This window comes from Mesobacillus jeotgali, from assembly GCF_002874535.1.
Classification (GTDB): domain Bacteria; phylum Bacillota; class Bacilli; order Bacillales; family Cytobacillaceae; genus Mesobacillus; species Mesobacillus jeotgali.
The window spans coordinates 2,661,905-2,682,544 of sequence record NZ_CP025025.1; the positions used below are offsets into that span (position 1 = coordinate 2,661,905).

23 protein-coding genes are annotated in these 20,640 nt (G+C 34.2%); 4 read left to right on the top strand and 19 right to left on the bottom strand.

Translation table 11 applies throughout. From position 1 onward, the window contains the following. Window positions 1-41 precede the first annotated feature (41 nt). The 3 genes from CD004_RS13510 to CD004_RS13525 form a co-directional block, all read right to left on the bottom strand. A complete protein-coding gene (locus CD004_RS13510) occupies window positions 42-380 on the bottom strand; it encodes a hypothetical protein (RefSeq protein WP_158651561.1) in 339 nt (112 codons plus the stop codon). A gap of 16 nt (window positions 381-396) precedes the next feature. Then, a complete protein-coding gene (locus CD004_RS13515; RefSeq protein ID WP_233434867.1) occupies window positions 397-597 on the bottom strand; it encodes a hypothetical protein in 201 nt (66 codons plus the stop codon). Between the two features lie 977 nt (window positions 598-1,574). Beyond that, the gene (locus CD004_RS13525) at window positions 1,575-1,952 is read right to left on the bottom strand and encodes a hypothetical protein (RefSeq protein ID WP_102263254.1); all 378 of its coding nucleotides are present in this window, start codon (window positions 1,950-1,952) and stop codon (window positions 1,575-1,577) included. Between the two features lie 191 nt (window positions 1,953-2,143). On the opposite strand from CD004_RS13525, the gene CD004_RS13530 reads away from it, so the two are divergent. After that, complete coding sequence (locus tag CD004_RS13530; RefSeq protein ID WP_102263255.1) at window positions 2,144-2,941, top strand: hypothetical protein; 798 nt, start codon at window positions 2,144-2,146, stop codon at window positions 2,939-2,941. Between the two features lie 644 nt (window positions 2,942-3,585). On the opposite strand, the gene CD004_RS13535 is transcribed toward CD004_RS13530, so the two are convergent. The 12 genes from CD004_RS13535 to CD004_RS13595 all read right to left on the bottom strand — a co-directional run bounded on the left by CD004_RS13535 (window position 3,586) and on the right by CD004_RS13595 (window position 15,293). Next, on the bottom strand, window positions 3,586-3,960 hold the full coding sequence (locus CD004_RS13535) for a hypothetical protein (RefSeq protein ID WP_102263256.1): 375 nt from the start codon (window positions 3,958-3,960) through the stop codon (window positions 3,586-3,588). Window positions 3,961-4,033: 73 nt separating this feature from the next. Then, on the bottom strand, window positions 4,034-5,053 hold the full coding sequence (locus CD004_RS13540; protein ID WP_102263257.1) for a serine hydrolase domain-containing protein: 1,020 nt from the start codon (window positions 5,051-5,053) through the stop codon (window positions 4,034-4,036). A 137-nt stretch (window positions 5,054-5,190) separates the two neighbouring features. After that, entirely contained in the window at window positions 5,191-5,805 is a 615-nt protein-coding gene (locus CD004_RS13545) for a hypothetical protein (protein ID WP_233434868.1), read from the bottom strand. 95 nt (window positions 5,806-5,900) lie between these two features. After that, window positions 5,901-7,403, bottom strand: coding sequence for a hypothetical protein (locus CD004_RS13550; RefSeq protein WP_023613408.1), 1,503 nt, complete (start codon window positions 7,401-7,403; stop codon window positions 5,901-5,903). Next, window positions 7,393-7,953, bottom strand: a complete 561-nt coding sequence (locus CD004_RS13555) for a sigma-70 family RNA polymerase sigma factor (protein ID WP_102263258.1) — start codon at window positions 7,951-7,953, stop codon at window positions 7,393-7,395. The genes CD004_RS13550 and CD004_RS13555 overlap by 11 nt, the downstream gene beginning before the upstream one ends. Window positions 7,954-8,211: 258 nt before the next feature. Then, on the bottom strand, window positions 8,212-8,721 hold the full coding sequence (locus tag CD004_RS13560; RefSeq protein ID WP_102263259.1) for a nucleoside deaminase: 510 nt from the start codon (window positions 8,719-8,721) through the stop codon (window positions 8,212-8,214). 464 nt (window positions 8,722-9,185) lie between these two features. Then, a complete protein-coding gene (locus CD004_RS13565; protein WP_102263260.1) occupies window positions 9,186-11,684 on the bottom strand; it encodes an ABC transporter permease in 2,499 nt (832 codons plus the stop codon). Continuing rightward, complete coding sequence (locus CD004_RS13570; RefSeq protein ID WP_102263261.1) at window positions 11,681-12,568, bottom strand: ABC transporter ATP-binding protein; 888 nt, start codon at window positions 12,566-12,568, stop codon at window positions 11,681-11,683. Before CD004_RS13570 ends, CD004_RS13565 begins: the two co-directional genes overlap by 4 nt. A gap of 239 nt (window positions 12,569-12,807) precedes the next feature. After that, the gene (locus CD004_RS13575) at window positions 12,808-13,134 is read right to left on the bottom strand and encodes a hypothetical protein (protein ID WP_102263262.1); all 327 of its coding nucleotides are present in this window, start codon (window positions 13,132-13,134) and stop codon (window positions 12,808-12,810) included. Between the two features lie 603 nt (window positions 13,135-13,737). Continuing rightward, window positions 13,738-14,076: a hypothetical protein gene (locus tag CD004_RS13585; protein WP_102263264.1), complete on the bottom strand. Its 339-nt coding sequence runs from the start codon at window positions 14,074-14,076 to the stop codon at window positions 13,738-13,740. Between the two features lie 146 nt (window positions 14,077-14,222). Further along, on the bottom strand, window positions 14,223-14,756 hold the full coding sequence (locus CD004_RS13590) for a hypothetical protein (RefSeq protein WP_102263265.1): 534 nt from the start codon (window positions 14,754-14,756) through the stop codon (window positions 14,223-14,225). Between the two features lie 69 nt (window positions 14,757-14,825). Next, window positions 14,826-15,293, bottom strand: a complete 468-nt coding sequence (locus CD004_RS13595) for a GNAT family N-acetyltransferase (RefSeq protein WP_102263266.1) — start codon at window positions 15,291-15,293, stop codon at window positions 14,826-14,828. A gap of 305 nt (window positions 15,294-15,598) precedes the next feature. Between CD004_RS13595 and CD004_RS13600 the strand changes: the two genes are divergently transcribed. From CD004_RS13600 to CD004_RS13610, 3 genes are all read left to right on the top strand, one after another. Continuing rightward, window positions 15,599-15,916, top strand: a complete 318-nt coding sequence (locus CD004_RS13600; RefSeq protein WP_102263267.1) for an ArsR/SmtB family transcription factor — start codon at window positions 15,599-15,601, stop codon at window positions 15,914-15,916. 141 nt (window positions 15,917-16,057) lie between these two features. Continuing rightward, window positions 16,058-16,618, top strand: coding sequence for an NAD(P)H-dependent oxidoreductase (locus tag CD004_RS13605; protein WP_102263268.1), 561 nt, complete (start codon window positions 16,058-16,060; stop codon window positions 16,616-16,618). Between the two features lie 14 nt (window positions 16,619-16,632). After that, the gene (locus CD004_RS13610) at window positions 16,633-17,280 is read left to right on the top strand and encodes a peroxiredoxin-like family protein (RefSeq protein WP_226607750.1); all 648 of its coding nucleotides are present in this window, start codon (window positions 16,633-16,635) and stop codon (window positions 17,278-17,280) included. A 489-nt stretch (window positions 17,281-17,769) separates the two neighbouring features. Here the strand turns inward: CD004_RS13610 and CD004_RS13620 are convergent, their stop codons facing one another. The 4 genes from CD004_RS13620 to CD004_RS13635 all read right to left on the bottom strand — a co-directional run bounded on the left by CD004_RS13620 (window position 17,770) and on the right by CD004_RS13635 (window position 20,566). Then, window positions 17,770-18,105 carry a DUF7668 domain-containing protein gene (locus tag CD004_RS13620; protein ID WP_102263269.1) on the bottom strand — a complete coding sequence of 112 codons (336 nt, stop codon included), beginning with the start codon at window positions 18,103-18,105 and terminating at the stop codon, window positions 17,770-17,772. Between the two features lie 109 nt (window positions 18,106-18,214). Beyond that, window positions 18,215-18,409, bottom strand: coding sequence for a hypothetical protein (locus tag CD004_RS13625; RefSeq protein ID WP_102263270.1), 195 nt, complete (start codon window positions 18,407-18,409; stop codon window positions 18,215-18,217). 123 nt (window positions 18,410-18,532) lie between these two features. Beyond that, window positions 18,533-19,279, bottom strand: a complete 747-nt coding sequence (locus CD004_RS13630; protein ID WP_102263271.1) for a GNAT family N-acetyltransferase — start codon at window positions 19,277-19,279, stop codon at window positions 18,533-18,535. A 72-nt stretch (window positions 19,280-19,351) separates the two neighbouring features. Next, window positions 19,352-20,566 (bottom strand): MFS transporter, encoded by a 1,215-nt coding sequence (locus CD004_RS13635; RefSeq protein ID WP_102263272.1) that lies wholly within the window; start codon window positions 20,564-20,566, stop codon window positions 19,352-19,354. Between the last annotated feature and the right edge of the window lie 74 nt (window positions 20,567-20,640).

Below are 20,640 nucleotides of genomic sequence, written 5' to 3' on the forward strand. Positions count from 1 at the left end.
CTGCTCCTATAGTTCAATAAGGAATTCAACAAAAAAAGTGCCTAATCCCTCGAATTAGATGCTTTTTCTAATTTATGTTCCTTGAATAACCATACTTGATCTAATACAACTAAAACCAGGCTGGTTATTATTAAAACTTTGTAAATTAACCTTTGTTCAACATAGAAGTAAGTTATTACCGCCAATAAAATTAAACACAAAGCAATAATACCTATCTTCCCTGTTTTATCCAGCAAACTCCCTAACAAACCAATAGCTACACCACTTATCAAAAGAATAGGAATGTAATTCGTATACGATTCATCCGAAGAATAAAACGAAAACAAAACTATAAAAACAACACCTAAAACTTTAAGCACTCTTCCAAATTTCTTCAACATAATCCACCCGTTTGTTTTATTCCAATTTTAAAAGTTCAGCAATAACATCAGAACTACCAGGCATCAATAAAACTATTGACACAACAATGAATAAGATGCCAATAACAAACAACAAAATTACTGCCTTGACCGCTGCGGAGACACCTTTTTTCCTGGCTCCTACAATAATCAAAACGATTCCTATCAAAAGCAATAGTAAATACCAAAAACCCATCATATAGCCCCTTTCTGTAAATTACCTGTTCTTCAACAAAACTGCCCCGTTTGTTGAATAAGGAATTCAACAAAAAAGGCCGTAAATCCTGCTGGATCAACTCTACCCGTTAGTTGAAAAAGGGGGTATTTCATTGATTTTCAGGTGAAGTTTAAATTCCTTATAAATCTATTCAATCTTTTCATTAGGTTTGAGTTTAGGGTTACTACCAATGCATTATATTAAAACCTTTAGTAATTTGTTTAGATTGCAAATGTCTTTAAATATTAATTCCGATTTCAAATCGTACCTTTTTTTATAAATGTTAATGGTCACGTTATTTTCATCGAGTAAGTTAAATTCCCATCTGTATTCAATAGTTTGCACCAGCTATGCAACCTATTAGATTACAAAACCCTTATATATTAAAATTTCCACTAATCCCCTTTCTATATCTCCTAATAGGGCTTTTCTCCACGTAAGGTTCGAGTAGTATTTTTTGAAAAACCAACTAAAAAAATCTACACCCTTTCCCCCTTGGACTCCAAAATTCGGCAGGTTTGGGCTTGTCACCAAGCCGAACATATCCAAAAACGATTAAGTAATTCGGCTTGCTCTGGCCATTGTACCTACCGAACCGCCTGTGATGCCGTTCCAGGACCAACTCTCTCTGGCTCCCTTTAAAAAGTAAAAAGGACGCTGAGAAGCGCCCTCAATGCCTGAATTAATTAATCTTCAATGTACAATCGGACAGTATCCGAGGTAACTTTGCCTTTCATCTCTAAAAAGATCTCGGCATAAACACTATCCACATATTGTTCAACATCAAGATTTGGACACATCAAAAAAGCATGTGTCTTAAAATCAACCCAAAGGTTGGTAGTTTTGTGTAAAATCCGCTAGCCAAAAATATAATGTCGTTGCAAAGAAAAAATAAAAAGGAAAGATAGTATGTGAATTATAGCAATTAATACGCTTGGTGTATATTTATTTTCTCTCTTTTACTGTTCTGAATCTAAATGTTCAATTTGTAGTAACTTTGTGGATTTTCCGCTTATCTCTGGTTGAGTACCTTGAGATTCCCATGTTACATTTACAAAATACTCTTTTTCATCCTCAATTAAGTTATAGACCCTTTCATCCTCAATGGTTATATAAAATTCTTGAAAAGGTGTATTAACATTTCTTGCTTTTACACCAAAACCTGAAAATCTATCATTATCTTTATATCGTTCAATTACTTGAATGTTCATAGTAGCCGAATGGTTAAAATCAGTAACTTCGTTTCTCTCGTTTTTTTTATCTGTATTCCAAAAATATACCAAAGCAAGTACTAATAAAAGAATGATGATACTTACACTTCTAATGATTGGCCTCATAAATTTCTACCTCTCGTTGCATATTTTTGGAACTTATTATAATATACTTTATTTCACTTATGAATTATATAGTTTATATTAATTTACAAAAATAGGTATAAAGTAGTTTCCTCTTTCTTACAAAAAATGATATAAATTTACATATAAGGGGGATGTTTTACAAATTATACAATTAGAGTGGAGGACAAAAAATGCGATACGTAGTCAGAACATGTTTATTAATTTTACTGGTAAGCCTAACAGGTATGTACACCACAAGTTCGGTTGATGCAGCGAAAATTAATAATAAAACTATCAATGAAGTAAATGCGCAGCTATTAGAGTTAGGTTATCCGAAAAGACTACTAGATAGGTTACCAATTGAAGAAAAATTGGATATCGTAAATGGTGACGAAATTGCAGAGTTTGTAGGAGCTAAAACAACTTATTTTGGTTTAGATAATGAAGTGTTATATGTAGATGATTATTCAGAACCTTTCTCGCCAGTACTTCCTGAAGGAACTATTAATAGTATGACTGTTAGCCAATATGCAAGTAGACTGGTAGATACAAGTTACAGAGATCGTTTTGAACTCCGAACTACACATCAATGGACAATCTCTCCAGTTTGGAGAAGAACAGATATGGTGGGTTATGCGTGGGATGGGAATAAGTTTAACTTGGTTCCTGGTACACACTACATTTCTGTTGGGGGTAACGGCATTAACGGTGCAGCAACTTATTCTAGTAAAAACTTATATAACTCAAGCTTTACAGGAGCTGGTTGGTCATTTCCGATGCCTACTTCCGGTGATCGCCCAGTGGCAATGACTAAAATTCAAATCCAAGAAGTTTCTCCAATATCTGGGTCCTCTCAATTTCATAGTTTATACGTACACACTAAAGATTCAAGTGGAACAATCGGATTGAATTATGGGATATTTAACGTAAGTTTTACAGGAAATATTAGTAATGATCAAAGAGCAGAAGTGGTAAATTTCAACCACTAAAATACTTTCCCCCTAGAAAAGAAAAAGCTGTACTCTCATTTAAGAGAATACGGCTTTTTCTTAATGCATGATGTGTTATTTTTTCGCTCTGAACACAATTTCAAGACTTCTTTTATTCAATCTCTTTTTAACCAACCTCTCAACAGTAGCAGCTTGTTCATTAATCCCGTTGGAAGGATAGTAACGTTGCCTGGCTGTCTCGAAGATTTCGTCGATCTCATCAAGAATTAATTTTCTCCAAAATCTTTAATAAACACGATTTGTCCATTGGAAATTCTCTTTCTTTGGATTTTGCCATCTCATCATTAGAATAACCAGAATTGTTTTTTAAGCAGCAAATGATCGCTCTATATAATTCTTAAAACATACTAAAAGCGGCCCTAATGAATACAGCCGATGAGCTTGCGAATGATTACACGCAGCTGAGTTGCCCCGATATGAGCAATGCTATCAGGGCTGGTGAAGCGCTTTTGCTTGTCCTGCTCCTACAATTTCTCAAGATGCTGGCGGCGGTTCGACTGTTTTCTCCGACTCCTTCTTCAACTAACCTTTGCTTCGTTAGTTCAATAAGGAATTCAACAAAAAAGGCAGTTAATCCTTCTGGATCGACACACCTGTTAGCTCAATTAGCATTTCATTACATCTTACTTTTCTTGAACAACGATATTTGTAATTTCGTTTTCTTCAATAGATAGAATACCACCTATATCGTAAAGGAAATATTTTATCTCATCGTAACGTTTACTTTTCCTTATAGTCTCAAATGTAAAAGTTAAGACATTATCTCTTACCTCTGCTTCCAATAATTTAAATGCCTTTATTCGTCTGTCTTCTCCCCAAGTCCATTGCTTGGCAAAATTCTTAAAACCATCAATCCAATATTCATCTAAAAATTCTTTAGCTGTAACAATTAAAACAAAGTTCTTACCTTTCTTATTTTCAAAGGGAGTGTAGAAGTTCAATACTTTTGTATATTCGAAATCTTCATCAGTAAAATAATCAAAATTGTCTTTTGTCATTTTAAACACCACCTAATGTAAAATAAAGTCGCTTAGCATCTTAAACTATCTTGCTCCGATAGTTCAATAAAATTTAGATTCCTTTAAGACTTGAAACCACTAGATTTCCAAATCTTTGAATATCTTTAACATAGTCAAACTCAGCATTTTCATTCGTATACAAACTATTGTACATCCTCACAGCAACAACGTTTAATTTTGGAATAACTGTACACGAACATCCTGAAGCACCTAGTATTTGATACGATCCTACTGGTAAGCTTGAACCTAATTCCTGTAAATCATATGAAGTACCAACACTTTTTATCCACCAAAGAAAACCAAACTTAGGAAGTTCTTTAGGTAGAGTTTCTGGGCTTTGTATTGTTGAAACAAGTTCAAAGATTTTATAAGGTAAGATTTCTTTTCCATCCATCATGCCTTTATTCAAATGTAAATTCCCCCAAAAAGCCAACTCCCTAGCACTTACATATAAATTTCTTTCATCTCCGATATTTGACCCAAGCCTTAGTGTAGGGTAACTATCAGGTGAACTTATGTCACAAACTAAATTATTTTTGCCTTCTGTTACCCACTCGGTATATCTCCATTTTAGTGGTTTAAATACTCTTTCTGTAAGTATTTCGTTGACTGTCTTACCAGTTGCTTTATATAATATTCGAGCTAACAGATCAGGTCTTTTTCCTTCAATATTGGTTCCTAAATCAAAGCTACGAACAACTTGATTATCTTTTATCTTCAGACCAGTACAGCGAGTTAATAAATGTCTAAGAGTTGTCTCGCCAAGAATTTGTTTATCGAGTTCAGGTAAATAACTACTAATCTTATCTTCTAAAGATAAGTAACCGTCAAATATAGCAATTGCCAGGGATAAACCAACATAGGTCACTCTTGTGGAATATACGTTGAACTGTGATTCCATGTCTATAGCTCTTGCTCCCTTTCCAAAATGGTGAGTGCCTGAATACCACTCATGAACTATTTTATTTTCTTTCATAATTACTAAGGCTGATCCTGTTGCGTGCATATCTTGCTTTATGCTTTCTGTATAATCCGTTATATCTTCGAAAGTTTTCAGTTTTGTTACTGCCATATGAATAGGTAGTCTCCCTTATGATTAGTTAATTGACTTTATATCGCATATCTTTGTTTTCTAATTACCTACTTCAACAAAAAAGTGCTTAATCCTTCCTGGATCAACGCACCTGTTAGCTGAATATCAAATATATATTAATTTAATGGGGATTCAATCTTTTCATTTAATGCCTCTGCTTGGCTCATAAAAGAATCCATATTGGCACTTATAGTAATATTTAATCCTAATCCAACTTCACGAAGTGTTTTCCGTAAGTCTTCAAAGTTCTGTTTATCCTCTTCAGTTAAATCAACAAAACTATATAATTTATCATTAGGATATTGATTTAATTTGGAATACAAGTTTTCAAGGATTTCCTTGTCACTTTTAGAGAGCGTTCCTAACTGCTTTCCAGTAGTCATTCCAAGCCAAATTCCGTTAGTTACATCCCCTAATTCAGTTGTAACCAGGTTAGGTTCAGGCCAATTATTATCCATCTGGTTAGCAATCAAGCCTTCCAATTCTACTAAATTATTTTGGACTTCTGTAACAAGAACTTGCTCCTTTACGAAGTTAATCTTTATAATTCCCCAAGCTACAATTGCGACGAGTAGTATATTCAAACCTATTGAAAATCTGAAAAGTAGCTTCTTTTTTTTACTCAATTTTATTCCCCCTTTACCCAAGATGATTTTACCATAAAAACCCATAACCCTTATTAAAGTATTCTGCTTCTTTAGTTTAATAAGGAATTCAATAAAATAGTGCATTAATCCTTCCTGGAACAAGCACCCATTTTTGTTTAAGGATATTCAACTTTTAATAAAGTAAAAATGGGCTATTATGCATAGCCCTGTTTAAAATACTAATGTGCTTCCTTAAAACCCTTAAGAAAGTCTTTGGTTTCATCTAGTGATATATGTTGGCTTACCACATCATATATATAGTCACCTTTTTGCCCCGTTAAGTGAACCCATTCTCCATCAGTTTCCTTCAAACTTGTTCCTTTCCATTTAATCTCATTTAGTTGAAATGGAGATACAGTAGTATCTCCCACTATTTCAAAGTCCCCTATCTTTCTGACATATGAATCTTTATGATGAACCCTTACAGACAACATCTGGGAAGAATTATGGTCATTGTCTGGGTCAAGAATGTAGTACAAATAGCCAATTTTATATTCTTTAAAGGTTTCGTAGCTAGCAGAGATTAGTTGTAGATCAGAATGATTAAACCCATAGAGAAATGGCATATCGGACTTCATAAGATTATATACATCTTCTATCTCACTAGAACTTTTCGTTCCAGCCACTGGTACTACCTCATTTTCACGAGGATCTATTATTACTTTCTCCTTATCTCTACTGTTGGGTACATATCCCTCTAAGTCTGGGGTAAATAATTTCGTGTCAATAGGTACATTAACTTCTAGTTTTGTAGGATGTAAATAATCAACAATATCGCCATTAGCTTTATACGTCTCATACTTAATTAATATACCTGTGTCCTTATCTACCCAAAAGCGGAATGATTGGAAATCTCTATGATTTTTAATCCCTTTTATCACAAGTGTGTTATGACCTAGTAATTCTTCATTTTGTTTTTCTATTTCCCACTTTGTTAAATCTCGTGTATAGTTGGAGGCAATCTCATATGGAAACAAGGTTTCATTTGCAGTGCTAATTGGAGGCCTTTCTCTATAATTCGTTTGTGGATTTCCATCGGAAGCAGTTGAAAACGCTTGATCTAATGTTAGTGTAGTGCCACTGTTTCGGTTCGCTCTGAATTCCATATAGGTTTTTAATGATTCATTTATTGACCACACTTTACCATCTTTATAAAATTCTCGAGAAGTTATTTCACCTGTATCAAGTGTTCTTTTGCCATATCCTCCTGGTTCTTGCTTTAAACTAATAGCATATTCAACAGTCTCATAGCCAGGACTAAAGCTATAGTGCATTTTATATTCTCCTCTAGCAGTTTCAAAATAATCTACTGAGTTTATCATTTTAGTTAAAATCTCTTCTTTAGACATTTCATCATAATTTTCTTCTTGCTTAGGTGGTATATATGCCGATTTCTCATTTGAAGGTTTATTAAGAGAATCCTGTGTATTTTGTTTTGTTTCAGGGTCATTTAATAAGTTCAGCTGCGTTCCAACAAAATAGGTAATACCCAAAAACATTATAGAAACGACGGAAAAGCTAAGGAGATAATTAAACTTATTTTTTAGTAAAGACCTATTCTTGTCATTTTTGGAGTTTTCAATTGAGCTCAACACTTGTTGATATTGCTTAGCATCAAAATAAACATCTTTTAGAATGGTACTATCCATTTTATCTTTTAGATTTTCCAGTTTATTTACCACTAATTGCCCACGCTCCTTCAAATGATTCTTTTAGTTTAATGCGTCCCCGATGTAATCTAGTTTTAACCGTATTAGGATTAATCTTTAGCAAATTCGATATTTCCTCAATTGAAAACTCCTGATAGTAAAATAATATAATGACTTCCCTTAATTTCACTGGCAACTCTATTACTTGTTTAGAAATTAATTCATTTGCCTCGCCGCCAAAAGGTTTCTTCTCTAGAGAATTATAGGTTTGGTTCGGCTTAAAGAAGTTAGTAAGATATAAATTTTTAAAGGACCAACTTTTTAAAACATCTTTACATCTATTTACGGTAATTCTTATTAGCCACGTTTTATAAGATGATTCATTTCGAAAGGTATCCATTTTTTCATAGCATTTAATAAATACATCTTGTGCAACATCCTCGGCCAACTGTTTTTGTTTCAAATAAGTATAGGCAATTCGTATAACATCATTGCCATAGGCGTTCATTAACCATTTAAGCTTTTCTTCACGATTCAAATGATTCAGAGGTTCTGATTTAGAGTCATCTATCATATCAATCATTTTCTCCTCGCTTCCCTTTTGCTTTTTTAATTAGACGATTCGGATTTTTTTAAGGTTCTATTCTAAGACTTTTTCACAAAGAAATTTTGAGTAAATCAATTTACTTTCAACTAAAAAAGCCACCAATTATGGCAGCAATTCAATATTACCTTTATAAAAGAATGTTTAGAAGTGTTTCTTAGGAAGCTTTAGTCAATATGTAAGGGAGTTACAGTAGCCTATTGGTTGGCTTATGCATTCTTTAAATTGAATGACATTTTATTTATTTACAGCTTTTCTTAAATTAACAACGTTATTCGGGTTCATTGCCCATTTTCCCATAAGTTCCATTTGTTTCTTTTTTAAATCCTCATACGGTTCCTCAACTAACTCGACTTCATTAAATCTTCGCTCAAAAGCGTTGGTAGCTTTTATTTTTCTATATCCACCAAAACCTAAATCATCGTTTAATAGCCACACTACTCTTTTAATGTTAGCGAACAATATTCCACCTGTGCACATTGGGCAAGGCTCTAAGGAAGTATAGATTGTAAATTTCTCTCTTTTAACTTTCGCATCTAAGATTATATGACCAGCATTTCTAATAGTATCAATTTCTGCGTGAGCTGTTGCATCTTGATTTGGATGAACTCTGTTTCTCCCCTTAGCAATTAAATTATAATTTTCATCAACAATAATTGCTCCTATTGGATAAGTGTTCTCTTTCAATGCCTGTTCGGCTTCTTTAAGTGCAAGCTCTGAATAATACCTATCTTTATCCCTATTCATAGTTACTCCCCTGACGTTTTTCAGCAATGACTTATAAATTCGCTAAATTAGAACCTTCTCCTTCTTTCACTAAACTGCTTCGTTTGTTTAATAAGGAATTCAAACAAAAAAGGTGCCTAATCCATCTTGGATCATGCACCCTTTAGTTCAAGTTAGAAAGTATTATAAACGAAACAAATTACCTACTGACAAAATTAAAATTATCAATAAAGACAGCCATAAAGTAAGAAAGACAGTTACACTACTTCATATCATTGATTTCCAACAACTTATAAAAAGACAATAAAAAAAGACCTTCGGGCGATACATACAATACACAAAAAAGTGTAGATCCATCGACCACTAAGGTCGTTTATTTACTCAATAACCCACTAAACCCGATAGGTTTGTAAAAAAAGAGAAACAAAAAGTAATATAAAATTATCTTACAATGTTTTCTTTCCCTTTAAAATCTCTTGGTATAGTTAAATCCTACGTTTTAATAAAAGTGTTGCAATGATTATAAGAAATACAATCGAAACAACTAAAACAAAAAGGCCAGTATAAACATTCAATGCAGGGTTGTCGAGCAAAGTGGAAGCTTCTCCATTGACAATCCTATTTATGTCCAAGTACGTAAAAGGTGATAGATGTGCAGCAGCGACAAGGTAATGTTTACTACCCATAAATCCCCCGATCACGATGAATACTGTAGACACAAAAACAACGAATTGACTTTTGATAAAGATAGATAAGAATTGGCTTAGTATAAGAATAAAGAGCAATACCACCAAGAATAAAGATATAATTTGCATGAGGTACAATCCTAAGGGAATGAATTGAAATCCATAATAAATGGATTTCATGCCTTTATAGTCGGCTGTACTAGACTCACTCAATCCATCATAATGAAGGATAGGGTAATTCCAATCACCAAACCGGTCAAACACTGTCCCAATTAGGATGACAGTTCCGAATAAAATTAAGCATGTGATAATTGATACAATAGCTGAATGAAGGATTTTCCCATAAAAAATCGATTGTTCCGAAACTGGCTGTGTCCGCAATAAGGAGATTGTCGGGCGTTTTCCCCTCTCATAAGCCAGCCCTCCACCCACTAAAAACAACAGGAAAACTAGCGGCAGGAAATGGGCGTGTTGCTGGAAGAATAAATAAAGAGAAAATAGCCCATTATCATCTATTCTTTCATTGTTTACTATCCATTCCCTTGACAGCTTTTTCGTATTAGTATGGATATTTAAGAGAAGTCCCCCGGATGAAAGAGGACGTATCTTATGCTTTAAAAGCCACTGCTTTTCTGCGATGCTGGCATCCATTGTAAATTGTCCAATATCATCAACGACACTGTAGGATGAATCAAATTCCCCGTTTATTAAACGATTATCAAACAATTGATATTCAATTAAATGAATATAATTCCCTTTCTTATAGTCAGCTATTGCCAGACTGATAAGGTCCGCTAATTCTCTATGAGCGTTTAAGGCAATTTCTTGTTCGTTTAGTTGCTCCATTAAATAAGAGGTTTCCTCTTCCTTCTCCAAGGCTGTCTGCAGGTCAGTCTTTATATCATTTATGAATTGTTCTTGGAAGGGAATAGCAACTTCAATAAAGTCGATTCTGGAACTCTCCAAATTAGCTAAGAATTCCTGCTCCTTTTCTTTTGCTTCTTGAGAAATAAAAGCATAGCCGCAAGCGATAAAAATAATCGAAATCGCTAAAACAAACCGATAATTTCCTTTCCTTATCAATTTCCTCCATTCAAAAACGACGATCTTCCATAAAGAGTTCCTTCTAGCACTTGTCGCTCCCTTTCGAAAGGGCTTCTTGATTATCCTGGAATCTAAAAAGCTATATTCTCGTTCAGGCAGATAGACGGAAAGGAAAATCAAAAACAAACTCCAAACAAATGCGCTAATGACATATAGACCGTCTTTAGAATCAGGCACCGCAGTCAATAACGGTTCTAAATGAAGCAAGTAAAAAGGATTGAGCGGAGTCTCTAGAACTCCTGCCATGCTCGTCAACAAATACCCAGCAAATAAAATGGAAAACGTAATAACCAGGGCATTAAAGGTGTTTTGCATCCGGGTGCCAATGAATAAGTTCAAACCGAATGCAAATATCAACGCAACTATAAATAAAAAAATATTTTTTAATAAATATATGGCGGTTGAAATGATTTCGACTTCTGCTCCATTAAAGACAACTTGCGGATATTCCAATAGCAACGGCTGTTTTCCAAGTGCCATTGGAATCAACAAACCAAGACAGATGACGAATAAAATATACACCAGTGACACCAGCAAGATACTTACATACTTCGAAGTTAGCAGATCCCTCTGTGTAATCGGTTGTGTTCTTAACATTAAGATTGTCTTTTGGTCCTTCTCCTGTGTCAATGTGGTCCCAAAGAAAAATAGCAGGATCACAAGCCCAGCAAGCCCGATAAACAGGCTGCTTAACTGCTTTAATATCAGGTGGGGAGAAGTCGGATGTTCTTCATTTTCATATGGAAGGTTGTTGTCGCGCATATAGTCATTTTTCTTCACAGCTATTACTTTTTCCATGCCTTGCAAAGGAGGAAATACTCCTCCAGCCGTTTCAAATCGGCCCAAACTGTCAAGGAATTCTCCTTGCAGTTGAGGAATCTCGTCCCACTTTTTGCGCTCAACAGCGATTTGCCAATTATACAAGGCGTACCTTGCTTCCACGATATATTCTTGCTGCAGCAATCCAGGTTCATCAAGGAGATCTTCATTCCGTTTTCCTTCTAGGCCTGTCTGGATCTGTTCAGCCGCATTTTCGTACTCTACAATTTCTTCCTTTAACTTAATAACCCATTCATTCTGCTGGGAAGCATTGAAATGAAAAAGGTATGCCGTGCTGATAAGAATGATCAGGAAAAGCCACCATATCTTTTTTTGTTTCCAAATTTTCTTCAGTTCAAAGGTTAAAAGATTCATAAGATCTCTTCCTTTTTTCCAAAAATCATCTGATACCGTTCCTCGGAACCGATGGCTTTTTTCTCGATGTTCAATACCTGCACCCCATGGGTGCTTAACTGTTTGAACAACTGACTTAAAGAAGCATCTCCCAAACTTACAATCAGTTGATTTTCTTTTCCATGTTCAACTTCTATACCTGCGGCACTCAATACCCCGATCACTTTTTCTGGCTGCTGGACTGTAAGCTCATAGGCAACTTTTTCGTGGAGAGATAAATCTTCCTCAATAAGCTGGCCATTTTTTAAAAAGAGAATATGGGATGTCACTCTATCAATCTCGGACAGATTATGGGAGGAGAGAATAATGGCTGTACCTTCCTTATTCAACTCCAGCAGCAACTTCCTTACCCGGATGGCACTTGTTGGATCAAGGCCGTTTAGAGGCTCGTCCAGAATCAGAAGCTTTGGCTCGTTGACAATTGCCATGGTAAGCAATAGATGCTGCTTCATCCCTAAAGAATACTTGCCAACTTTTTTATGCAAATAGCTTTCCATTCCAACCCGTTCAGCTGCAGATAGGATTTGACCTTTCGATATGCCTTGGACATCTCCGATAAATTGAAGATGGTCATAGCCTGTCAAATAATCATAGAGGACAGAGTTATCCTGCATAAAAGAAACATAGCGGAAAATTTCCGGATCTTTATTGGTACGATTTAAAATTTTCACCTTGCCATGGTCCGGGCTGATCAAGTTGGTGACGATTCCAAGAAGGGTAGACTTTCCCGATCCATTCGGTCCAACCAAAGCAACGATTTCAGGCTGATGAATCCGGATGCTCACTCCATGTAACACTTTTTCTTTCCCATATGATTTTTGTATTTCTTCAACAGATAAAATCATGTTTATCCCCCGTATAGCAATAATATATTATTGCTTTCGTTACCCTTAGTTTTTCAGCTTATCTTGTTAAACTACATTGTTAGCTAAATAAGGAAATCAATAAAAAAGGCCGTTAATCCTTTGGATCAACGCACCCCTTCGCTGAACCTTCTTTTGCTAAACTGCTCCCCCCTGTTCGAAAATAAGCAAGAATGTACCTAAACAATTTTGTATCAATATTTTTTATAAACTAATTATTCCTAACTTATAACTCCTAAATAATAAAGAACAAAATATGCAATAAAGCACAATAGAGATCCTACTAAGAAGGGATTAATGGTAAATGTTGCTTTCTCATGTTGTGGCTTGTAATTTCCTAAGAACATATGAAAAACTGCTACCTGTGAATTCTTTGACAATGCGTCTCCTTTAGAACTAAATAAAAATGCTATAATGGTAAATCCAGCTGACCCTAAAAACATTGTATCTACAAGATTTGTTTCAAAATAATGTGATACCCAAAAAAGCAAACCTAATTCTAAAGCCAGGACTAGTGAAACGAAAAATACATACCATTTTAACTTCAATGTATCCCCCCTTTTATAGTATTTATTACGAATAAAATAGTCAGAAGTTTCAAAAATATGTTTATATAGGCATTTAAATCTTAAGAAGCCACTTCCCCTATTCGGTGCCTAATTTGACTAATCAAACTCAGTCCGCTGCCAACTGGTAACTCTAAGCCAGTTCTTCTCACTGCTGGATCTACACCTGCTCACACCTAATCTGCAAGCATTTTCGAACTTCCTACTGACTCGTACTCCTTCATTCCTAACTGTTCTCTAAATTCTTATTGAACTAACCTGCCTCTTGTGTTCAATAAAAGGTTCCAACAAAATTACATTTTTTCATCTCTCCATTTTAAAAAAAGCAATAATAATAAAATTATTATGATTACCCACCATAAATACAACAGCAGTTCATTTAATGAGCCTGGAAACCTACCTTCCATTTTATATGAGAAAAATAAGCTATTAGTTAAACTTATAAACCCAATAAATATGGTAATAAAAACTTGCCACCAATATCTCACTCTTCTTTTCTCCTCTTTATATTTCATTTATTGATGTTTCCTCAACCATTGATCTTCAAAATACCTGCCTCGTTTGTTGAAAAGCGGCAAGACAAAATTATTTATCTGCATTTTCTATCTCTTTTAAAATGCTCACACCATTTCTTTTAGTTTCGTAAGTTAACACATATGTTTTACCATTTTCAATTAAATTCCATACCATTGTTTCTTTTATGAAAATTTTTGACTTTTCTTCCTCCAAATACTTTTTAGATAAATCAGCATTTGGAGGTGCTACGATAATATATCCTTCACCATTTTCTTCAGAAAGGTCTTTTTCCAAGACTGTAACCACAGCGAATGTTGAACTTTCAGACAGCAAATTATACATAAGAACAGCAGCGGTCAAAACTATTATAAAAAATATAGTGCTTATTACTCTTCTTTTTTTTCTCATACTTTTAAATAACTCTCCCTATTAAGTTCAGCTATGTAATACTAATTGTTCTCATCTTCGGCTCTGCATCTTTAGCTCAATAAGGATTTCAACAAAAAAAGGAGGTAATCCTTCCTGGATTATTTATTTACAAAGCTTTTTACCTTTTATTGATTAAGTTCATCAATCGATTTGAATATTCTTGAATATACTTCTTTTATGTATTCATCCGTTTTTTTATCATTATACAAACCGTATTTCCAACTTTTTAACGAATCATCTTCTTTTAATGTAAGAACCCCAACAGCATAGCTTTGACCAACAGACCAATTCCAAGACTCATTATATTCTGTTTCTTTTGCGGTAAAAGGGATATGATTATTAGCTGATATAAAAAAGAATGGAATTGTAGAATTTAGGTAAACGTCTGCATATTGGCTTTCAGCAGCCTCTAAAAGATTATTTTCCCTGATAACTACTGCGTCATAAGACTTCAGTTCTTCACTTGCCATTTCATCAAATGTGATCTCTGTAAATATCACTTGTTCTTCATTTACTTCTGGTGGTTCTCCAACCACCGCTATTTCTAAAGGTTTTCCTTCATACAACTCAATATCAGGACTTTGAGTACAAGCTGTTTGTGCGAATAATAGTATTAGCAATATAAAAGATAAATAGTTTTTACCTTTTTTTCTATACATATGCAATCCCCTTTACACATCAAATCATACCATAAAATCCCATATTTTTTATTGAAGGATTCTGCACCGTTAGTTCAACAACTTCCTTAAATCAATTCTTGTATAAGTTTTGTTATAAGTCGTACCATCATCATTATAAAAAATGGCTTTTTTCAAATATGGATCTGAAATTGGTTCGTATCCGAGTTTGCCAATTAATTTTATCATTTTGGGATTTTCTATTGGGTCAACACTAACAAATATCTCAGAATAACCCAAATCCTTTGCAATTTTTTCTCTATACCTTATTAAACCTGAACCTATGCCATTACCTCGATAATCCTCTTTTACATAAAGGTCACTTAATTTAGGAAGAGTGATACCATTTAATTTAAGAACTCCAAAGCCAAATATAAGCGAATTTTGTTCAGCGATTGCTAAGTATGCTTCCTTTTTCGCATATTGCATTAAATATCTCGTAAATAAATCTTTATTGTTTCTAATTTTGCATAAACCAGATAAGTCTGTTTCATTAGCCAATCTTATAGAGTATTCCATTTAACTCCCCCTGGATCGCTTGCCCAACATTACTGCATCGTTAGTTCCATAAGGAATTCAACAAAAATGGTGCTTAATCCTTCCTGATTCAACGCACCCTTTATTTGTATCTCAAACTGAACAGTTGGAGTTGGAAATCCTTTTGGAACTAATGCTAAATCTTCACTGAATCCAATCTCAACAGCATTATTTTCAACAAAGTTTAGTGATGATCCTTCGCTATCTTCTATAGTAGGAAGCCAAAGTAAACTACTACAAACACTTACAAGGTTGAATAAACACCTAATTAGAGATAAAATAAAATTATGAAATCACTATATCATCCACCAATCGAATCAATTCCCTATACAAAAGTACTTCACGCATTAAGTGAACCAAACCGCATTCGAATTATTCGATGCCTAAATGAAAGCCGAGAAAATAATTGTTCTGCCTACTCGATAGAATTAATGCTAAAAAAATCCACTGTTTCCCATCATATAAAAATTCTTCGAGAAGCCGGACTAATTAAAGGTAGAATTGAAGGAAAAGAACATTTATATGCTCTACGCAAAGAAGAGATAGATGAAAAATTCCCAGGTCTCCTCAATTCAGTATTTGCTGTAAAAGAGGCAGATATTTAGAACATGTGAATTAAATACACATGTTCTTTTTTTTGTGAAAATAAAAGAATTAATACAAAATCCTTGTGTAAAAATATCGACGATGTTATTATCATTAAAGTTCGATGGTTATCGAACCATAAAACAATGGAGGGGAATATTATGAATAACATATTAGTAATTAACGGACATGAATATTATGATTTTGCGAAAGGACAATTAAACAAAACTTTATATAAAGATATTGTTTCTACTTTATCTGAAAAATTTGAAGTGAAAACAACTATCATAGAAGAAGGTTATGATATTAAAGAAGAGCAAGAAAAATTCAAATGGGCTGATACAGTCATTTTTCAAACACCGATCTATTGGTTCTCCCTTCCTGCTGCATTTAAGAAATATATTGACCAAGTTTATGAATACGGTGTTTTCTTTGGACCAGCAATCAACCAATATGGTGACGGTGGTTTAATGAAAGGAAAAAAATACATGTTCTCAACTACATGGAATGCCCCTGAATCTGCTTTTAACAATAAAGATGCAGACTCTTTCTTAAAAGGAGCAGACATTGAAGAGGCTATTCGTCACTTGCATAACATGCAGGCTTATGTAAATATGGTCCCTTTCAAAACATTCGGCGCTCACGATGTTGTAGCAAATCCAGATATTGAAAAGTATCGAAACGATTTACAAAAACATTTAAAAGAAGTTTTTGAGATTTAAGATTGGGAGGTCAAATGGCAATGAATTTATCAATGGAATTGGCCAAAGTAAAGGAAGCATTTCTATCTAGAGCACCGAAAGAGGTGATAGAAAGCGTTGAATTAGCAACAGAGGAGCTGATTCATTCAGGATTGGCAACTGGCCTTCGTGTAGGTGAAAAGGCACCAGATTTTCTTTTACCTAATGCAATCGGAGAAAGAATCTCTCTATATGAGCAATTAGAAAAAGGGCCTGTTGTGTTAACATTTTATAGAGGTGGTTGGTGTCCTTATTGTAACCTTGAATTAAGAGCATATCAGAATGTACTTAATAAAATTCAAGCAGCAGGAGCTACCCTTATGGCAATCAGTCCACAGAAACCAGATGTATCTCTTTCTACAACAGAAAAGAACGAATTATCATTTGAGGTACTAAGCGATGATACGTATGAGACAATCAAAGCTTATAATCTTTACTTTACTTTCCCTGAACATCTAATTCGCACATATTCAGACAAATTCAATATCAATTTAGCTGAAATAAATGGATCTGATAAACCTTGGAGTTTACCTATACCAGGCACATTTATTATTGATCAAGATGGTAAAGTGATATTTGCAAGTTCAGATGCTGATTATATGGAACGATTAGATCCATCAGAAGTAGTGAACTTTTTAAAATAGAGTTTATAAAAGGTGTCCATCTGGACGCCTTTTCTTTTCATAATCGATGGCTCATAAACAAAAAATGTTTGTTTCACAATGCCCCTTGTTTAATTGAATTTCTTCGCAATCTTAAAATGGTATGACTTCGTTTACGATTTTTGAAAACAACTATAAACATTCGACTAGAAGTTCTTAAATAAGCTTTAGTAAATGGAGTCCATTATCTTTTGAAATCCAAAGGGTGAAGTGAAAGCTAAGTAATCCTATTACAATAGAAGAAGCAGCAAAAACAACAAATTTACGAAAGGAAATTCCCCTCATATTTATAGGCGCTAAGAAATACTTTACTTAGACTAAAGGCAGTAATAAATATTATGATTGCTGAAAACATAGTTGCTAAGATTACCTCCATTGTGCAGCTCCTTTTAAAAACTCATTTATTGATTTTATAAAAAATTAATCAAATGCTTCTTCAACATTACTGCCCCTTTAGCTTAATAACACCAATTATAATACGTGAAGGTTTTCGATAGTAAAGGATACAATCTTTTGATTTTCATCTAATAAGGCTTCACAGGATAACGTTAAATCGCTACTTTGATTATCAATCCATAGTTCAAATTCTAAGGCATATCCAGAACCATCATTATATTTATAAAAAGCGACGTTTTCATAAGCTGCATCAGGAGGAACTGTTAATGTTCCCCATAGGCTCAACTCTTCTCTAAGGTCATTTATTGTAAGCCCGTTTTGTAACTTCTCTTGGATATTAATAAAATCACCTTTAACCAGATCTAGAATAGTTTCTCGAAGTAACAACTTAATTTTGTATTTTGTCTCCATAAACCCACCACACAGTCTTAATAATTCTGCAAATACCTTCTTAAGCTAACCTGCCCTTTTAGTCGAACAAGCAGCACGATTTGGAGCTCTGGTACCCGTTAGTGAAAATTTATTTTAAAAAATTCCGAAGGACATCAATAATCAAAGGAATTCCGCAAACTACCATTAAAGCAAACCCACTATATCGAAATATAACTTCTACATTATCCGTAACGTCTTTCCAAAAGAAAAAATGAGGTACAGGTAAAATCATTAATACAAAACCAACCATAAACCCATAAAAGAAAGTTCTTTGTTTATCCAATTTTATTCCTCTTCCCTACAATACTCTTCTTCAACATAACTGCATCTATAGCTTAATAAGGAATTCAACAAAAAAGTACATAAATCCTTCCTGATCAACTCCCCCCTTACTCTTCACTAAGTTTTAGTTTTCCCTTTTGAAAACCTTATTTCGTTCTATAACTGTACATCCGTTATTCCGGAATGTTTTAAGCATTGGAAGGTTGTTGTGACCAGTGCAGCCAATATAATAGATCGCCATAAAGTCATTTTTTAATATTTCTAATGCTTGCTGATGAAGAAGTTTGCTTTTTCCCTTCCCCCTTTCGTTTGGAATGATGCCAAAATAAAATATCCTTCCTTCTTCTGAAGTCCCTGGTTCTATATGGGGCATAACTACTCCGATTGGATTTCCTTTATCATAAGCAATAATACAAGATTTCTTATAGTTTGGGCCTAACTCCAACTCTACACTTCGCATTTGTTCATCAACATCTAGCGAAGAAGGTGCATTTAATGATCCTTTCATAGATTCCTCCCAAACCCTTTTAAACTCTGCTAACGAAAGTTCGTGTAAATTCTTTAGTAAGAACCCGTTTTCAACCTTAGATGAATCATCTAAAACCTTGTGAACAGTAACATTCTCATCATGTAACTTAAACCCATTTTCTATTAAAAGAGAGTCTACTTCTTTGTTGAATTTACTATTTACCAGTATATTTACATTTTTACAGTTCTTTATAAATGACTGTCCCATCAGATATGTTAAAAGTTCAATTAGCTCTTGATTCGCCAGACTTTTTGTATCTTCTATAGTTACAAAGTTTTCTCCTCTTACAATTTTTATTCTTGCCAATAAATTAGAATTGCTTTGTGAATTCTTTACCTCCATCTTTTCAGCCCCTTAAACACAAATATAAAAGCATGGGACCACAGATGATCCGCAGTCCCACTCTATCATTCATTATTCAAATTCGATTATATTCCTAACAAACAAGTGCTTACTTTTATAAACAATTAAACTGACCACTGCAAGCAGTATTCCTGAGATCATAAACACGATTCTTATTCCCAGTAAATCTGCTAACAGTCCCATAACAAGAGAACCAACGCCAAAGATTCCAGTACCGATAGCTCCTAACGAAGTATAAACCGTTGATAGCTGTTCTTTTGTAACGCTGGTTTGTATCACTGTTTGTTGAGGTATGCCTTTAATTTGTCCAAAAATCCCTACAAAGAGCGACAATAGGAGTGCAGCTATTGGTATGCTGTTTATGCTAAATAGTAATGTTACTAAGGAACTTAGGATTGAACCTATAAATATAAAGGTCCCCAATTTTTTTTCAATGATTGAAGAAAATTTAATACAGTAAACACTTCCTAAAATCAATCCTATAAAGAAGGCACCATTGATAAATCCCCACCACTGTCCACCAACCTCTAAAGCATCGTTAACGAACACAAGGAGTATGGCTGCTATCCAAACCGTTACTGCGATTGTCTCATAGAAGTCTAGCCAAGCAATCTTTCTTAATACTGGAGTGTTAGATAAAGTTACCCATCCCTCTGTAATCTGTTCAAATTTCCCTTTAGCAGCCTCAACTCTATTATCTGCTACATTTTCTAAAAGGCTGAGCAAGATGCTTGCTACTATAAACAAACCTCCTGCCATCCATACCAGTTGCTGTGAGCTCATAATAATCAAGAATAAACTCCCTATGAACCACATCACTGCTTGTATGATCTGTGTAACAGTTTCTGCAAATCCATTGGCTTTAATTAATTGACTAGGATTAACATAGTATGGAATTAATGTCTGCCTTATTGGATTTGCGCAGCCATCTAGTAAAGCAATCAATCCTATGATTAAGAAAATCAAAAAATAATTTGATGCTGTAACTCCACCTAACATTACTCCCAGAATAAAAAGCAGAATAGTCTTTCCGATTTGCGATCCAGCCATTAACCATTTAAGATTTACTTTCCCCACCAAAAGTGGTGTTAACAGACTAGATATAAACATGGAAGAAGTAATTGTAAATGGTACAAATGAGGAAGCTGTTGCCGAGCCCGTTAATACAAAAATCGTACTGATGATACTGACCATATACAATACATCGCCAATATTAGCGAGTGATTGACCCAATAGTAATAAAGAAAAGTTTTTATTCAAGTTCATTTTATGTCCCCCAATTTCTGAAATGAATGTTTTCTAAAATAGGGACATTTTTAAATTGGATAGTTCATTAAATA

Bases quoted from the DNA above. Each gene is read 5' to 3' on its own strand.
- CD004_RS13510 (WP_158651561.1), bottom strand. From the start codon at position 380: ATGTTGAAGAAATTTGGAAGAGTGCTTAAAGTTTTAGGTGTTGTTTTT.
- CD004_RS13515 (WP_233434867.1), bottom strand. From the start codon at position 597: ATGATGGGTTTTTGGTATTTACTATTGCTTTTGATAGGAATCGTTTTG.
- CD004_RS13525 (WP_102263254.1), bottom strand. From the start codon at position 1,952: ATGAGGCCAATCATTAGAAGTGTAAGTATCATCATTCTTTTATTAGTA.
- CD004_RS13530 (WP_102263255.1), top strand. From the start codon at position 2,144: ATGCGATACGTAGTCAGAACATGTTTATTAATTTTACTGGTAAGCCTA.
- CD004_RS13535 (WP_102263256.1), bottom strand. From the start codon at position 3,960: ATGACAAAAGACAATTTTGATTATTTTACTGATGAAGATTTCGAATAT.
- CD004_RS13540 (WP_102263257.1), bottom strand. From the start codon at position 5,053: ATGGCAGTAACAAAACTGAAAACTTTCGAAGATATAACGGATTATACA.
- CD004_RS13545 (WP_233434868.1), bottom strand. From the start codon at position 5,805: ATGCACTATTTTATTGAATTCCTTATTAAACTAAAGAAGCAGAATACT.
- CD004_RS13555 (WP_102263258.1), bottom strand. From the start codon at position 7,953: ATGATTGATATGATAGATGACTCTAAATCAGAACCTCTGAATCATTTG.
- CD004_RS13560 (WP_102263259.1), bottom strand. From the start codon at position 8,721: ATGAATAGGGATAAAGATAGGTATTATTCAGAGCTTGCACTTAAAGAA.
- CD004_RS13565 (WP_102263260.1), bottom strand. From the start codon at position 11,684: ATGAATCTTTTAACCTTTGAACTGAAGAAAATTTGGAAACAAAAAAAG.
- CD004_RS13570 (WP_102263261.1), bottom strand. From the start codon at position 12,568: ATGATTTTATCTGTTGAAGAAATACAAAAATCATATGGGAAAGAAAAA.
- CD004_RS13585 (WP_102263264.1), bottom strand. From the start codon at position 14,076: ATGAGAAAAAAAAGAAGAGTAATAAGCACTATATTTTTTATAATAGTT.
- CD004_RS13590 (WP_102263265.1), bottom strand. From the start codon at position 14,756: ATGTATAGAAAAAAAGGTAAAAACTATTTATCTTTTATATTGCTAATA.
- CD004_RS13595 (WP_102263266.1), bottom strand. From the start codon at position 15,293: ATGGAATACTCTATAAGATTGGCTAATGAAACAGACTTATCTGGTTTA.
- CD004_RS13600 (WP_102263267.1), top strand. From the start codon at position 15,599: ATGAAATCACTATATCATCCACCAATCGAATCAATTCCCTATACAAAA.
- CD004_RS13605 (WP_102263268.1), top strand. From the start codon at position 16,058: ATGAATAACATATTAGTAATTAACGGACATGAATATTATGATTTTGCG.
- CD004_RS13610 (WP_226607750.1), top strand. From the start codon at position 16,633: ATGGCAATGAATTTATCAATGGAATTGGCCAAAGTAAAGGAAGCATTT.
- CD004_RS13620 (WP_102263269.1), bottom strand. From the start codon at position 18,105: ATGGAGACAAAATACAAAATTAAGTTGTTACTTCGAGAAACTATTCTA.
- CD004_RS13630 (WP_102263271.1), bottom strand. From the start codon at position 19,279: ATGGAGGTAAAGAATTCACAAAGCAATTCTAATTTATTGGCAAGAATA.
- CD004_RS13635 (WP_102263272.1), bottom strand. From the start codon at position 20,566: ATGAACTTGAATAAAAACTTTTCTTTATTACTATTGGGTCAATCACTC.